At 72.7% G+C, this 14889-nt stretch carries 15 protein-coding genes and 1 other RNA gene; 10 read left to right on the top strand and 6 right to left on the bottom strand.

Going from position 1 to position 14889, the window contains the following annotated elements; all coding sequences use genetic code 11:
- Positions 1 to 36: 36 nt before the first annotated feature.
- Both RB608_RS23615 and RB608_RS23610 read right to left on the bottom strand, forming a co-directional pair.
- Positions 37 to 1830: a zinc-dependent metalloprotease family protein gene (locus RB608_RS23615; RefSeq protein ID WP_308090526.1), complete on the bottom strand. Its 1794-nt coding sequence runs from the start codon at positions 1828 to 1830 to the stop codon at positions 37 to 39.
- 99 nt (positions 1831 to 1929) lie between these two features.
- Positions 1930 to 2670: a hypothetical protein gene (locus RB608_RS23610; protein ID WP_308090525.1), complete on the bottom strand. Its 741-nt coding sequence runs from the start codon at positions 2668 to 2670 to the stop codon at positions 1930 to 1932.
- A gap of 117 nt (positions 2671 to 2787) precedes the next feature.
- Here RB608_RS23610 and ftsE point away from each other — a divergent pair, with 117 nt between their 5' ends.
- From ftsE to RB608_RS23580, 6 genes are all read left to right on the top strand, one after another.
- Positions 2788 to 3477 carry a cell division ATP-binding protein FtsE gene (ftsE, locus tag RB608_RS23605; protein WP_282400695.1) on the top strand — a complete coding sequence of 230 codons (690 nt, stop codon included), beginning with the start codon at positions 2788 to 2790 and terminating at the stop codon, positions 3475 to 3477.
- 40 nt (positions 3478 to 3517) lie between these two features.
- Positions 3518 to 4465: a permease-like cell division protein FtsX gene (gene ftsX, locus RB608_RS23600; protein WP_308090524.1), complete on the top strand. Its 948-nt coding sequence runs from the start codon at positions 3518 to 3520 to the stop codon at positions 4463 to 4465.
- Between the two features lie 88 nt (positions 4466 to 4553).
- Positions 4554 to 5864: a peptidoglycan DD-metalloendopeptidase family protein gene (locus RB608_RS23595; protein ID WP_308090523.1), complete on the top strand. Its 1311-nt coding sequence runs from the start codon at positions 4554 to 4556 to the stop codon at positions 5862 to 5864.
- Positions 5865 to 5926: 62 nt separating this feature from the next.
- On the top strand, positions 5927 to 6439 hold the full coding sequence (gene smpB, locus RB608_RS23590; RefSeq protein WP_308090522.1) for an SsrA-binding protein SmpB: 513 nt from the start codon (positions 5927 to 5929) through the stop codon (positions 6437 to 6439).
- A complete protein-coding gene (locus tag RB608_RS23585; protein WP_308090521.1) occupies positions 6432 to 7331 on the top strand; it encodes an amidohydrolase family protein in 900 nt (299 codons plus the stop codon). Before smpB ends, RB608_RS23585 begins: the two co-directional genes overlap by 8 nt.
- Before the next feature lie 82 nt (positions 7332 to 7413).
- On the top strand, positions 7414 to 8256 hold the full coding sequence (locus tag RB608_RS23580; protein ID WP_308090520.1) for a trypsin-like serine protease: 843 nt from the start codon (positions 7414 to 7416) through the stop codon (positions 8254 to 8256).
- Between the two features lie 75 nt (positions 8257 to 8331).
- Here RB608_RS23580 and ssrA read toward each other — a convergent pair.
- The 3 genes from ssrA to RB608_RS23565 all read right to left on the bottom strand — a co-directional run bounded on the left by ssrA (position 8332) and on the right by RB608_RS23565 (position 10214).
- Positions 8332 to 8701: a transfer-messenger RNA gene (gene ssrA / locus RB608_RS23575) on the bottom strand.
- 76 nt (positions 8702 to 8777) lie between these two features.
- Positions 8778 to 9437: an SDR family oxidoreductase gene (locus RB608_RS23570; protein WP_308090519.1), complete on the bottom strand. Its 660-nt coding sequence runs from the start codon at positions 9435 to 9437 to the stop codon at positions 8778 to 8780.
- A gap of 9 nt (positions 9438 to 9446) precedes the next feature.
- Entirely contained in the window at positions 9447 to 10214 is a 768-nt protein-coding gene (locus RB608_RS23565) for a thioesterase family protein (protein ID WP_308090518.1), read from the bottom strand.
- Between the two features lie 160 nt (positions 10215 to 10374).
- On the opposite strand from RB608_RS23565, the gene RB608_RS23560 reads away from it, so the two are divergent.
- Positions 10375 to 11541, top strand: a complete 1167-nt coding sequence (locus tag RB608_RS23560) for a glycerophosphodiester phosphodiesterase (RefSeq protein WP_308090517.1) — start codon at positions 10375 to 10377, stop codon at positions 11539 to 11541.
- 15 nt (positions 11542 to 11556) lie between these two features.
- Here RB608_RS23560 and RB608_RS23555 read toward each other — a convergent pair whose 3' ends face one another.
- Complete coding sequence (locus RB608_RS23555; protein WP_308090516.1) at positions 11557 to 13347, bottom strand: ABC transporter ATP-binding protein; 1791 nt, start codon at positions 13345 to 13347, stop codon at positions 11557 to 11559.
- A gap of 106 nt (positions 13348 to 13453) precedes the next feature.
- Here RB608_RS23555 and RB608_RS23550 point away from each other — a divergent pair, with 106 nt between their 5' ends.
- The 3 genes from RB608_RS23550 to RB608_RS23540 all read left to right on the top strand — a co-directional run.
- Positions 13454 to 14047: a TetR/AcrR family transcriptional regulator gene (locus tag RB608_RS23550; protein WP_308090515.1), complete on the top strand. Its 594-nt coding sequence runs from the start codon at positions 13454 to 13456 to the stop codon at positions 14045 to 14047.
- A complete protein-coding gene (locus RB608_RS23545; RefSeq protein WP_308090514.1) occupies positions 14044 to 14460 on the top strand; it encodes an HIT family protein in 417 nt (138 codons plus the stop codon). The genes RB608_RS23550 and RB608_RS23545 overlap by 4 nt, the downstream gene beginning before the upstream one ends.
- 63 nt (positions 14461 to 14523) lie before the next feature.
- A partial coding sequence (locus RB608_RS23540) for an SDR family NAD(P)-dependent oxidoreductase (RefSeq protein ID WP_308090513.1) occupies positions 14524 to 14889 on the top strand: 366 nt, incomplete at its 3' end.

The following is a 14889-nucleotide window of genomic DNA, read 5'->3' as shown; positions in this document are numbered from 1 at the left end:
GACCGGCGACCGGCGATGCTCCGCGAGATGTCGTGGTCAGCGCGCCTTCGCTGCTGACGACCGGGGGCTGAACCGTCCCCAGCCGAGGTCGTTGCGTGCCTTGATCCGCACCGACCAGCGCCCCTTGCGCGGCACGACCAGCTCGGTGCCGGTCAGGGTGCCGGGCAGCACGGCGGACGTGCGACGGGCCACCACCCGGCCCCGGGCGTCGACCCGGAAGGCCTTGACGACATAGCCCGTGATGGCGCCGCCGCCCGCCGTCGGCGGAGTCCAGGCGACCCCAATGCTCGGCCGGCCGCCGCGCACGCCCTTGCGTACGGCGGGGGCGTGCGGCGTCCCCGGACGCGAGGTCGGCTGCCCGGCGCTTCCGGACCCCGGGCCCGGCACCGCGGGGCCGGACGGGTCCAGCGGGATCTCGGTGGGCGGCGGCACGGGCACGCCGCTGCCGCCCGCGCAGCCCGCCATGAGGAGCTGGTAGGACCCGACACTGCCGTAGCCGTCGTACCCGCCGCTGCCCCAGCCGCTGCTCCCGCCCGGGCCGGAGCCCCCGCCCGACACAGCGAGATAGTAGGGACCGTCGGTGAGCGGGACGGTGAGCGAGGCGCCCATCCCGTTGATCGTGCCCGTGGACGTGCGCACCGTGGCCGGGGCGTCGGACGCCATCCGGCCGCCGCCGGCGTCGCGCAGCTCGAGGACGACATCGAGGTTCGGCCCGAGTGTCGTGGGTGTCGCAGTGGCGGTGAGCGTGCCCGTGCAGTCGGTCAGCGCGTACCAGTCGCTGTCGGTGGGGCTGGAGATCACGCCCCGGCTGCCGGGCAGCGTCGTGAGGGCGGCGGCGGTCGCGGGGGTGCTGCCGGCCTCGTCGGTGCGGTCCGGCAGGCCGTGCGACCGGATCACCGCCAGGTCGTCCTGGCGGTTGTTGGCGCCGGCGTAGTCGCCCCTCGACCACTGGGTGATCGCCGAGGAGTAGGGACTGCCCATCAGCGGTCCCCACAGGGTCGTGCCGGCGTAGTAGCCGCTGCTCCCGACGCCGTCGTGCGACAGGCCGAGGGTGTGCCCGGCCTCGTGCGACGCGGCCTCGGCCATGTGCTTGGCCCGCTGGCCCAGCGAGTTCGGGAACACCCAGGCCGGGCTGCGCGTCTCGCCTGCTGTCACCGCGTCGAAGGTGCCGATCCAGGCGATGCCTCCGCACCCGCCGCTGCACAGCTGCGCCTGGACCGCGCTGTCGTTGGTGAAGGCCACCCGGGCGCCGTACGTCGGGTCGCTGACCGCGCCGCGCCACAGGGCTCCCGCGGGCGGCTCCTGGGTGGTGACGTCGACGTCCCAGGGCGAGTAGTCCTCGGCCACCCGGGCCCAGACCTCCCGGATGATGGCCTGCTCGCCGTCGGAGAAGAACGGGGAGCCGTCCAGCGACCAGCCCCCGAAGAGCAGGTTGGTCAGCCCCTGCAGCAGCCAGGAGTTGGAGCCGAGCAGCCCGCCGCCGTCGAAGTCGAGGTAGATCGTGCGGGCGGCGCCGGGGCGGCTGTGCAGGGCGAAGGTGTCGGCGAGCGCGACGTCCGCGAGCGCCTCCGCGACGGCCGGCCCGGCGGCGTCCTCGGCCGCGCCGGCAGCGGTGGTCCCCTCGGCCGGGGGCTCCCAGGCGTCGACCGCGAACAACGTGCCGTCGTCGGCGACGTCGACGGAGTCGTCGGTGGCGAGCAGGTGCTGCTCCGCCGCGGTCAGCCCGGGGATGCCCGGGTCGGACTCGGCGGCGGCCGGGGGGAGCGTCAGCGCCCCGGCCGCGAGGGCCAAGCCGGCGAGGCCGGTCCCCGCGCGCAGGAGGTGCTGCATGGGGAGCCGATCGGCCTCCGCGACGCCTCCCTGAGCCGCGGCCGGCCAGGTCGGGACGATGGTCCCGGGAGAGCGGTCCGATCGGCGGGCTCGGCCCCGTCAGGTGAGTGGAACCGAGGCCGCCTGCGCGACCGCCACGCACCAGCGCCCGGCGCGGTCCACCAGGTCGTCCTGGGGTACGTCGGCGGGCAGGGTCAGGCTGCACGCGAGCCAGGCGTCGCCGAACAGTCCCTGGAAGGTCACCGTCTGCGCGCCGTCGCCGGGGCACAGCACTCCGGCCGAGGGGGTGCCGTAGGCGGGGGCGGCCGGCAGCGCCGTGCAGGTCTCGGCGAGCGGTGTCTCGACCAGCTGCTGCGCCGTCTCCTGGGGCACGGGCGGGGCGAACACCCAGCCACGGGCCTCGCCGGGTCCGGTGCTGTCGGTGCTGTCGGTGCTGTCGGTGCTGCCGGTGCTGCCGGTGCTGCCGGTGCTGCCGGTGCTGCCGGTGCTGCCGGTGCTGTCGGTGCTGTCGGTGCTGTCGGTGGCCGCGGGGGAGTAGCGGCAGCCGTACTCGTGGGCGACGTCACCGCTGGGGAAGGCGTCGGACGTCTCGCCGTTGCCGTAGGCGGTCAGCTCCGCCTCCTGCCCGAGCGCCTCCTCGACCGCCGCCGCGGGGACCAGGTCGCAGAACGGCACCCGTTGCACGACCGCCTTGGCGGTGTCGAACTCGGCCAGTGGCGTGCCCTGGTAGGCGGCGGGATCGCGCGACAGCGTCTCGTCCCCCGAACGGGCCACCCCGACGGCGACGGGCACGAGCGTGAGCAGCGCTGAGAGGAGCAGCGCACGCAGGACCGTCGGCACGGTCGTCACCCTACCGACGCCGTGTCTGGACCCGGCGACGTGACGTGCCTGACGCCGCCGCGACCCACCGAGGACGGGTGCGCCGGTCGCCATCGGCCGTCGCGTACCGTCAGGTCAGTGATTCGCTTCGAGAAGGTCACCAAGCGCTACCCCGGCCCCGGCCGGCCGGCGCTCGACCAGGTCACCCTCGACATCGACAAGGGCGAGTTCGTCTATCTCGTCGGCACGTCGGGCTCCGGCAAGTCGACCGCGCTGCGCCTGGTCCTGCGCGAGCTGCGGCCGACCACGGGCCGCGTCCACGTCGCCGGCAAGGAGATCAACCGGATGGCCGGCTGGAAGGTGCCGCGGCTGCGGCGCCAGATCGGCACCGTGTTCCAGGACTTCCGATTGCTGCCCAACAAGACCGTCACCGAGAACGTCGCGTTCGCCCAGCAGGTGATCGGGAAGTCCCGCCGCGAGATCGGCAAGGTGGTCCCCGAGACGCTCGAGCTGGTCGGCCTCAAGGACAAGGGCGACCGGATGCCCGACGAGCTGTCCGGCGGCGAGCAGCAGCGCGTCGCCATCGCGCGTGCGTTCGTCAACCGGCCGATGATCCTCATCGCCGACGAGCCGACCGGCAACCTCGACCCGGCCACGTCCGCCGGGATCATGAACCTCCTGGGTGACATCAACCAGACCGGTACGACGGTCGTGATGGCCACCCACGACCACGGCATCGTCGACCAGTTCACCAAGCGGGTGATCGAGCTCGACCACGGCAAGGTCGTGCGCGACGAGGCGTCCGGCAGCTACGGCTTCCAGCACTGACCCCGGCATCGACTCAGCCCGACCCAGAGAGCCCTTCCTCATGCAGCTGCGCTACGTCTTCACCGAGCTCCGCACCGGCCTGCGTCGCAACCTGTCGATGCACCTCGCGGTGATCCTCACCCTCTTCGTCTCCCTGTCCCTGGCCGGCATCGGCATCCTCGTCCAGCGCGAGGCCACCGTCGCCCGCGACAGCCTGGGCGACGAGCTCAAGATCCTCGTCAACCTCTGCACGGACGACGACCCCTCCCACAGCCCGAACTGCGCGAGCGGCGAGGTCACCGCCGACCAGCAGCAGCGGATCGAGAAGGAGATCGCCGACAGCGACGAGGTCGCCTCCTCCGCCTTCCAGTCGAAGCAGGAGGGCTACGACCGGGCCTACGAGCAGGCCCAGCGCAACAACACCCAAGCCGCCTTCGAGGGCCCCGACCCGGTCGTGACCGTCGAACGGTGGCCGGCGGCGTACTGGGTGACGCTCAAGACGCCCGAGCGTGCGGACGGCATCATCAGCGCGCTCGAGGGCCTCGACGGCGTCTCGGTCATCAAGGACCAGCGCAAGGCGCTGGGCCAGATCTTCGGCATCATGACCGTGCTCAAGTACGGCTCGTGGATCGGCGCCGGCTTCCTGCTGTTCGCGGCGCTGCTCCAGGTCACCAACACGATCCGGCTGGCGGCGCTGGCCCGGCGGCGCGAGATCGCGATCATGCGCCTGGTCGGCGCCTCGACCCTCTACATCGCCCTGCCCTTCCTCCTGGAGGCCCTCGTCGCCGCCGTCGTCGGCGTCGCGCTGGCAGCCGGTGTCCTGGCCGCCTTCCAGTACTGGGGGGTGGAGAAGGCGCTCTCCGACCACGTCCAGTTCCTGCCGTGGGTCGACTGGGGCGACTACACCCAGGCGCTGATCGGGCTCTTCCCGCCCGGCATCGTGATCCTCGGCCCTGCGCTCACGCTGATCCCGACACTCCTGCTGACCCGCAAATACGTCAAAGTCTGATCGTCGGCCGATACGGTCGAGGGGTTCGGTGAGCGAGCGTCAGCGAGCAAGCCGAGCAACTCTTCCCCGAACACCGATTGGTCTTACCGTGCGCTTCTTCCCCAGCGCCCCGTGGCTGCGCCGTGCCCTGCCCGATCTGCGCGACAGACTGCCTGTGTGGGCCCACCCCCAGTGGCTGGTGACTGCCGTCGCCGTCGTCATCGCCGTGGCCGGGCTGGCCGTCCCGTTGGCCCATGCCGACGACGGCGACGACCTCAAGGACAAGCAGAACGCCGTCAAGGGCGAGATCGCCAGCGTCAAGGGCGACATCCACGAGGCCAGCCAGCAGGTCGCCAAGATCGCCAAGCGGCTCGAGAAGGCCAAGGCCCGTCTCGGCGACGCGCGGACCCGGCTCGCGTCCGTTCGTGCCGACCTCGCGACCGCACAGGCCGCGGCGGCCACGCTCGCCACGCAGCTCACCGAGGCCCAGGGCCGCCTGGCCGAGGCCAAGGTGGCGCTGGCGCAGGCCCGCGCCGACGTCGCCGTCCAGCGCGCCGCCAGCCGCGACACGCTCATCGGCATCGCCCAGCTGGGGGATGCCCGCCTGGCCCTGCTGTCGGCGTACGCCGAGGCCGGCACCATCGAGGACGTGCTGATGGGGGAGACGGCCAACGAGCTGGTCGTCGGGCGTCAGAACGACGCCCTGGTCCGGCTGAAGGCGGCCGAGGACGCGATGACCCAGCAGCGGACCGAGGTGCGCGTCGCCCGCGACCAGGTCGCGGACGCCAAGCAGGCCGCCGACGACAACGTCGCCACCGTCTCCGGGCTGGTCGACGAGGCCGCCGCCACCGAGTCCGAGGTCGCGGGCCTGGTCACCCAGACCGAGGGCGTGCGCGCCGAGGTCGTCGCCGCCCGCGAGGCCGACCGCGCCGCGCTGCGCCGCCTGGAGAAGCGCGAGGCCCGGATCCGGCAGAAGATCATCGAGCTGGCCCAGAAGCAGGGCGGCAGCTACGACGGCGACACCGCCGGCCTTCTCGCCCGCCCCGGCCCCGGGCCCGTCACCTCGCCCTTCGGCTACCGGATCCACCCGATCTACGGCTACTGGGGCCTGCACAACGGCACCGACTTCGGCACCGGCTGCGGCGCCGCGCTGCGCGCCGGCGAGGCCGGCACCGTGATCGACGCCTACTACGACGAGGTCTACGGCAACCGGCTCTACCTGGCGATCGGCAAGGTCAACGGCGCCGACATCGTCCTCGTCTACAACCACATGAGCAAGTACGCCGTCAGCAAGGGCGCGACGGTGACCCGCGGCCAGGTCGTGGGCTACTCCGGCGCCACCGGCTGGTCCACCGGCTGCCACCTGCACTTCATCGTGATGCGCAACGGGGACCCGGTGGACCCGATGCCGTACCTCTGAGGCGCACCTGCGCGGAAACGCGTTGCGCGCTCCTGAGAGACTGGGCCGGAAAGGGGGGCGGCATGGCCAAGTCGTCGGGGAAGTCCGGTGCGAAGCAGGAGGACGCGAACGGGCGCAAGCTCGTCGCGTCCAACAAGAAGGCGCGCCACGACTACCACATCGAGGACACCTTCGAGGCCGGACTGGTGCTCCAGGGCACCGAGGTGAAGTCGCTGCGGCTCGGCCGGGCCAGCCTGGTCGACGGCTTCGTCGACATCGAGCGCGGCGAGGCCTGGCTGCACGGCGTGCACATTCCCGAGTACGCCCAGGGCACCTGGACCAACCACGCCGCGCGCCGCAAGCGCAAGCTGCTCCTCAACCGGGCCGAGATCGACAAGATCGAGCGCAAGGTCAGCGAGAAGGGGCACACCGTGATCCCGCTCGCGCTGTACTTCGTCAAGGGCCGCGCCAAGATCGAGATCGGGCTCGCCAAGGGCAAGAAGTCGTGGGACAAGCGCCAGGCGATCGCCGAGCGCACCGCCGACAGGGAGAAGCAGGAGGCCATCGGCCGCCGCCTCAAGGGCATGCGTGACTGACCTGGTCCACGAGGCTCCCGAGGTCCGCGCGTTCTGGGAGCGGCTCGACCTGCCCGGACTCCTCGACCTCCACACCCACTTCCTGCCGCCCAACATCGAGCGCGCGGTCTGGGCGGTGTTCGACGCCGCTGGCCCGAAGATCGGACGGCCGTGGCCGATCCGCTACCGCGGCCCGTTGGAGGAGCGGATCGCCCAGCTGCGCGCCTTCGGCGTCCGCCGCTTCCCCACCCATCCCTACGCCCACAAGCCGGGGGTGGCGACCTACCTCAACGACTGGTCGCGCGAGTTCGCCGCCACCGTGCCCGAGGTGCTGTGGTCGGCCACGTTCTACCCCGAGCCCGAGGCGGAGCGGTACGTCGCCGGCCTGGTCGCGGACGGCGTCCGGATCTTCAAGATCCACCTGCAGGTGGGGGAGTTCGTCGCCGACGACCCGGTCCTCGACCCGGTCTGGGGCGTCCTGGAGGAGGCCGGGACGCCGGTGACCGTGCACGCCGGCTCGGGACCGGTCGGCAACGAGTTCACCGGCCCGGACTCCGTGGCCCGTCTCCTGCGCCGCCACCCGCGTCTGTGCCTGCTCGTCGCGCACATGGGGGCGCCGGAGTACGAGGACTTCCTGGAGCTCGCCGAGCGCTACGAGAACGTCCACCTCGACACCACGATGGTGTTCACCGACTTCTTCGACCAGGCCGCCGCCTACCCGGCCTCGCTGCTGCCCCGCTTGAGGGACCTGCAGCCCAAGGTGCTGCTCGGCTCGGACTTCCCGACGATCCCGTACCCGTACGTCACGCAGCTCGAGGGCCTGGCCCGCCTCGGTCTCGGCGACGACTGGCTGCGGGACGTGTGCTGGCACAACGCCGTCCGGCTGCTCGGCGAGGACCCCGGAGGTTCGTGACCCGGACGCCTTCCCCCGAGGCCCGTGCAGTGCTGGACTGAGGTCGAGCTCACACCGGTGAGCTCATCCAAGGGGGAAGAAAATGCACACTCGGCTCCTCACCCTGGCTGTCGCCGCCCTGGCCGGCCTCGGTCTCGTCGCACCTGCCTCGCCCGCCGGCGCCAGTACCGGTGGCACCGTCGACGGCGACACCCATCCGAACGTCGGCCTGATCGCGTTCTACGACGCCGACGGCCGGTTCCGCTGCTCGGCCACGCTGGTCAGCCCGACGGTGCTGGTCACCGCGGCCCACTGCACGGCGGGCACGCTCGGCAAGACGCTGGTGACCTTCGACAGCGTGGTCGCGGAGGCGCCGCCGTCGCCGCTGCCGGTGGCCGCGGATCCGGCGGCCGGCTACACCTCCGCCGAGCTGGCCGCGGCCGGCTACCTGTCGGGCACCGCCCACACCCACCCGGACTACAGCGACTTCACGGATCTGAGGAACTGGAACGACGTCGGTGTCGTGGTGCTCGACGCGCCGGTCACCGACATCGCGCCCGCACCTCTCGCCGAGGTGGGCACCGCCGACGCGATCCGGCAGCCGCGCCAGACGCTCTTCCGCGCCGTGGGCTACGGCACCGAGGTGCGCCAGGCCGACACGGGGCCGCAGAAGCCCACGCCGATGAGCTATCCGATCATCCGCCGCTACGTCGACATGCCCGGCCAGAAGATCACCCCGCAGATCATCCAGACCAACGGCAACGAGAAGGACCCGTTCGGCACCGGCGGCACCTGCTTCGGCGACTCGGGTGGCTCACTGTGGCTCGGCGAGGCCGTCGTCGGCGTGACGTCGTACGGCTACACGGAGAACTGCCGCTACCTCGACGGCTATCAGCGCCTCGACATCCCCGTGGTCGCGGACTGGTTGGCAGGCTTCCTGGACTGACAGGTCCGGGGCGGGCCCGGACATGACGAGACCGACGTGGTCCGCGCGATGCGCGGGCCACGTCGGTCCGTCCGTGCGTGGAGCTGCGGGGAATCGAACCCCGGTCCTCGAGCGCCGAGCCAGGTCTTCTCCGGGTGCAGTCCGTGGTGGCGTCTTCTCGGCCCCGATGCTCGCACGAACACGTCATCGACAGGCCCAGCCGGGTTTGAGTCCCGCGTCACCCTCCCGACTGGAGCGACGCAGCAAGTCTCCTAGATGACGTCTGGATCCGGGACGGAGACGGATGCCCGGTCAGACGCTTCGATCACTGCTCAGGCAGCGAGAGCGAAGGAACTGCGATTGGTGTTGGCAGTTATAGGTTTCCAGCGATCGTTTACGAGATGACGCTGGCTTCTCGACCCGCTTCCCCTGGAACAAACGTCCCAAGTCGAAACCGATCAGCCCCTCTTGAGTTGTGTCGACCAGTCTACCGGGCCACAACCAGGACCGCCCACCGGATAATCCCGTGGGCCGGTTCCCGCTCAGGAGCCGAGCGCCGCCGCGACCGCCTCGGCGACCGGTACGTCGCCGCCGACCAGGTTCCACTGGTGCCGGGCGGACTCGGGGCGGTCCAGCACCGCGGCCACGACGGCGGCGACGTCGGCCCGGGTCACGTCGCCGCGCGCGACGTCCGGGCCCAGCGCGACCTGACCGGTCGCGGGGGCGTCGGTGAGCCGGCCGGGGCGCAGGATCGTCCAGTCCAGGGGGCCGGCGCGCAGGGCGGCGTCGGCGTCGCGCTTGGCGGCGACGTACGCCGCCCACACCTCGCCGGTGTCGGGGGCGACGGGGCGGTCGACGTCGATCGCCGAGATCTGGACGAACCGGTCGATGCCGGCGAGGGCGGCGGCCGCGGCCGACTTCAGCGAGCCCTCGAGGTCGACCGTCCGCTTGCGCGCGGCGTTGCCGTCGGGGCCGCCGCCGGCGCTGAACACGACGGCGTCACAGCCGGCGAAGGCGCGGGCGAAGGCGTCGACGTCGTCGTTCTCGATGTCGAGCAGCCGGACCTCGGCGCCCAGCGCCTCGAGCGCGGACCGCTGGTCCTCGCGGCGCACCAACGCGACCGGCTGGTGCCCGGCCGCGACCAGCAGTGGATGCAGCAGGCGGGCGATCTGTCCGTGACCTCCGACGACGGCGACGCGCATGTGACCAATCTACGGGCGCACGGTGAGGGTCTGCGCGATCGTGCCGAGCGGCCCGTTCTCGTCGTGCATCTTCGAGCTGGTCACGCCGATGCCGCCGGCGCCGTACGACTGGGTCGTGTCGAGCCCGAGCCACCCCTCGGCGGGGGCGTGCAGGAAGTGGGCGGTCAGGTCGAGGTTCGGGAAGGCGACCTCGGCGGGGTCGGTGCGCACGGCGATCCCGTTGGTGACGTCGACCAGGCCCGCGACGGAGGCGAGACGGCTGACCGGCTCGTCGGCGACGAGTGGGTGCGGGGTGCGGACCCAGACCATCGACCGGCCGGGCCCGAGCGCCGTGCGACGGACCTCGAGGGAGGCGATGAACCCGCCGGCCCACAGGCCCGCCATGTCCCACGGCTCCATCTCGTCGGGGCCCGGGATCGAGGGGAGGTCGGTGCCGGCGAGGGGAGTGGTGTCATAGGGCTCGGCCAGCCAGGCGCGCAGCAGCACGACGGGACGTCCGGCGAACGACGCGGTCGCCTGCACCAGCTCGATCGTGCGGCCCGGGCGCAGCACCTCAACCACGACGTCGATCGGCTCGATCGGCACCGTCCCGAGGATGTCGTAGGAGAGCCGGCTCACGACGAGCCCGTCGGAGCGCCGCGCGTCGCGGTGGCGCTCGACCTCGTGCGCGAGGACCCCGAGGGCGGGTGCGATGTGCTGGGTCGCGCGGTCCCAGGCGCCGCCCACGTGCTCGGTGGGGGCGAAGGTGTGCGGTGCAGTCCGGTGCCAGTACGCCACCGGCCCATTGTCCCGGTCGCCCGCCCCGCGGCCCTACCCCCGAACGGAGGCAGGCTCTTGTGGGCATGGCCACAGTCGCCCGGCGGGATCCTCCTGCTCGCCGACCGACGTTCACCCCGCTCTCTCCACGGGGCCACCTGCGGCTGGTCGGCTGGCGGCCATGACCTCTCGGAAGACCCCCGCGCTGCGGCGCGCACTGCTGACCGTCACGTCCACCGCCGTCGCCGCCCTCGGCGTGGCGGCCGTCCCCGCCCACGCGGCTCCGGACGCGGACCGCGACCACCGACCCGGCCCCGATCGCCACGCCGCCGGAGAGCCGAGCGTGATCGCCCACCGCGGCGCCTCCGGCTACCGGCCCGAGCACACCCTGGCGGCGTACCGCCTCGCGATCCGGATGGGTGCCGACTACGTCGAGCCCGACCTGGTCTCGACCAAGGACGGCGTCCTGGTCGCCCGCCACGAGAACGAGATCGGCGGCACGACCGACGTCGCCCAACGGCCCGAGTTCGCCGGGCGACGCACCACCAAGACCATCGACGGCGTCACGGTCACCGGCTGGTTCACCGAGGACTTCACGCTCGCAGAGCTCAAGACGCTGCGCGCCCAGGAGCGGCTGCCGCAGGTCCGGCCCGGAAACACCCGCTACGACGGCCAGTTCGAGGTGCCCACCCTCGACGAGGTCATCGAGCTGGTCAAGCGCGAGTCCGGCCGCAGCGGACGCACCATCGGCATCGCACCGGAGACCAAGCATCCGACGTACTTCGACTCGATCGGGCTCGCGCTCGAGGAGCCGCTCGTCCGCACCCTGCGGCGCAACGGCCTCGACCGGAGGAACGCGAAGGTCGTCATCCAGTCCTTCGAGACCGGCAACCTCCGCCGCCTCGACACGATGACCCGGGTCCCGCTCGCGCAGCTCGTCGACGGCAGCGGCGCGCCGTACGACCTGCGAGCCGCCGGCTCCGCCACCACCTACGCCGACCTCGTCACGCCCGCGGGCCTGGCCGACATCGCGTCGTACGCCGAGTGGGTGGCGCCGACCAAGAACCTGGTCGTCCCGCGCGACGCGTCCGGCGCCCTGGCCGCGCCGAGCGCCCTCGTGTCGGACGCGCACGCGGCCGGGCTCAGCGTCGTCACCTGGACGATGCGCCTGGAGAACCAGTTCCTGCCGGCCGACCACCGCATCGGCACCGACCCGAACGCACCCGGTGACCTCCCCGGCGAGATCGACGCGTTCCTCGACGCGGGCGTCGACGCGCTGTTCTCCGACCACCCCGACATCGCCGTCGCCACCCGCGACGCGTGGGCCGAGGAGCAGGGCGCGGCCTGATCTCCGGCCTGCGCCCTACGCCGGCTCGGCGGCGGCGATCCGCAGCGCGGCCACCAGCTCGGCGTACAGGGTGTCGCTCTGCAGCAGCGCGGCGTGGCTGCCGACCGAGCGCACCCGGCCGGCCTCGAGGACCACGATCTGGTCGGCGTCCAGCACGGTCGAGAGCCGGTGCGCGATGGTGACCACCGCGCCGCGCCCCGCCTGGCGCCGGATGCCCTCGGCCACCGCCGCCTCGGTGATCCCGTCCAGCTGCGCGGTCACCTCGTCGAGCAGCAGCAGCTCGGGGTCGGCGACCAGGGCGCGAGCCACGGCCACCCGCTGGCGCTCGCCGCCGGAGAGGGTGGTCGGGCCGATCTCGGTGTCCAGCCCCGCGGGCAGGGACCGCGCGCGGCCGGCCATCCGCACCACCTCCAGGGCGCGCCACAGCTCCGGCTCCGGCGCCTCGGGCGCCGCGTAGCAGAGGTTCTCGCGCAGCGTGCCCGGCACGAGCGGGGTGTCCTGCTCGACGTACGCGATCCGGCGGCGCAGGTCGCGCAGCGGCCACCGGTCGTAGGGGACGCCGTCGAGCAGCACCTCCCCGGCGTCGGGGTCGAGGAAGCGGAGCAGCACGGACAGGACGGTGGTCTTGCCGGCGCCGGACGGGCCGACGATCGCGGTGTGGCCGCGGCGCGGGATGACGATGTCGACGCCGTCGAGCGCCCACGGCGCCTCGGGCGCATACCGGACCCGGACCCCACGCAGCTCCAGGGAGCCGGCGGCGTCCGGCGTGGGGAGCTCGGCGTCGGGTCGCGCGTGGTGCACCTCCAGCTCCATGCCGGTGACCTCGGCGATCCGGGCCGCCGCCGCCAGGCCCGACTGCAGCGCGGTGAGCGCCATCGTCAGCATCATCACCGGCCAGGTCAGCCCGAAGAGGTAGAGCAGGAACGCGATGAGGGCGCTCACCTCCAGCGCGTCCGCGCCGACCCGGTAGGCGCCGAAGCCCAGGACCAGCATCACGGCGAGGTTGATGCCGGCCCCCGTGATGGTCCACGCCACCGTCTCCAGCCGCACCGCGCGCACCGCCGACACCGCCGAGCGGTGGGCGAACTCGCTGATCCGCTCGGCCTCCCGCTCCTCGGCCCGGCTGGCCTTCACCGTGCGCAGGGCGCGGAGCACACCGGACAGGCGGCCGCCCATCTCGCCGATCTCGGCCTGGGACTCCTGGTAGGCCCGGGCCAGGCTGGGCATGAGCAGCAGCGCGGCCACCGCGACCGTGACGACGACGGCGAGGGTGACCAGGAGCAGGCTCCAGTCGAGATAGGCCATCAGCACGAGCGAGCCGACGACGCTGATCAGCCCGTTGACGCCGTACACGACGCTGGTCGTCGCGGCCTCACGGATGAGCAGGGTGTCGGAGGTGACCCGAGCGACCATCTCGCCCTCGGAGCGGTTGTCGAGCTCGCGGACCCGGACGCCCAGGAGGTGGCGCACCATCCCGGTGCGGGTGGCGAGGATGATCCGCTCTGCCAGCGTGCCGAGCATGATGCCCTGGACCAGCCCGACGAAGGTGCCCGCCACCAGCAGCACGCCGAGGATCACGACCGGGGTGCGCAGGGACGCCTCGACGGACAGCCCGTCCAGCACCCACTTGGTGACCATCGGCGTGGCGAGCTCGGCCGCGGTGCCGAGGAGGCCGAGCAGCACGCCGACGGCCAGCAGGCGGCGGTGCGGGCCGATGTAGCCACCCAGCAGCGTGAGCTTGTCGCGCACGCTCATCTCGGGGGTGGCGCCGGGATCGGGCTTGACGGTCGGGACGGCGTAGGCCACGGCTGCTCCTCGGGCGGGCGACGACGGTCCACCACTATGAGACACAGATGTACTATTTTGCAACAACTAAGTCTCATGATGGGGCATCTTGGTAGCGTTCGCGATCGTGACGAGCGGGATCGGGCAGGCTGCGGCGACGGGGTCGCTCTCGGGGGTCCGCGAGCGCACCCGCCGCGCGATCGTCGACACGGCCGTGGCGCTCTGGAGCCGGGACTGGAACGCCTCCCTGGGCGAGGTGGCGACCGGTGCCCAGGTCAGCCGCAGCACCCTGCACCGCTACTTCCCGGACCGGCAGAGCCTGGTGCTGGCGGCCCGCGACCATGCCCTCCTGGTGCTCGGCGAGGCCGCGGGCGCGGCGGTCCAGGGCTGTGCCAGCGCGGCGGAGGAGCTCGCGGCGCTGCTGCGGGCCATCGTCGACGTCGGCGACGCGGTCATCTACCTCTACGCCGACCCCGCCCGCTTCGGCGGCTCCGGTGCGGACGACCAGGACGACAGCGCGGAGCTGCGCGAGGTCGTCGTCCGCGCGGCCGAGGAGGGGGCGATCGACGCCTCGGCCGGCCCGGACTGGGTGATCGCCGCGCTCTACTCGATCGGCTACGCGGCGGCCGAGGCCATCAACCACGGCACCCTCCCGCGAAGCCGGGCCGGCGACGTCGCGGTGCGCACCTTCCTGCGCGGTGTGGGGCGGGACGACGGATGACGGACGACTGCGTGTTCTGCACGATCGTGGCCGGCGACGCCGAGGCCGACGTCGTCCTGGACGAGCCCGGCCTGCTCGCCTTCCTCGACCGCCGCCCGGTGTTCAAGGGCCACGTCCTGCTCGTGCCCCGCACCCACGTCGTCACGCTGCCCGACCTGCCGGCCGACCAGCGCGACGGCTTCCTGGCCGCCGCGCAGCGGCTGGCGACCGCCGTGGTCGAGGGACTGGGCGCCCAGGGCAGCTTCGTGGCGATGAACAACGTGGTCAGCCAGTCGGTGCCGCACCTGCACCTGCACGTCGTCCCGCGCACCAAGGGCGACGGTCTGCGCGGCTTCTTCTGGCCGCGCACGAAGTACGCCGCGGGAGAGTCGGCGGAGTACGCCGCCAGTCTGCGCGCCGCGCTGGCGTCGTAGGCTGCGGCCGAATCGGACGCGCGCCTGGGTCCAGACCCGGGCAGAGAGAGCTGAGGTAAGCAGATGGGTCGTTTCGACGGGCGAGTCGCCGTCATCACCGGAGCCGCGCGCGGGATCGGGTTCGGCACCGCCACCCGCTACGCCGAGGAGGGCGCGTCGGTCGCGATCGTCGACCTCGACGAGGCCGCCGCGGCCGAGGCCGCAGCGAAGCTGCCGCTGGTCGCGGGCGCGAAGGCCGTCGGCGTGGGCGCCGACGTCTCCGGCGGCGCGTCGGTCGAGGCCGCGATCGAGCGGGTCGTGACCGAGCTGGGCGGCATCCACATCCTGGTCAACAACGCGGGCATCACCCGCGACAACCTGCTGTTCAAGATGACCGAGGACGACTGGGACCTGGTCATGGGCGTGCACCTCAAGGGCGCGTTCTTGATG

The organism is Nocardioides sp. LHD-245 (assembly GCF_030929495.1).
In the GTDB taxonomy this organism is placed as follows: Bacteria; Actinomycetota; Actinomycetes; order Propionibacteriales; family Nocardioidaceae; genus Nocardioides.
The sequence above is the reverse complement of the archived record's forward strand: the minus strand, read 5'-3'. Positions and strand labels throughout refer to the sequence as shown.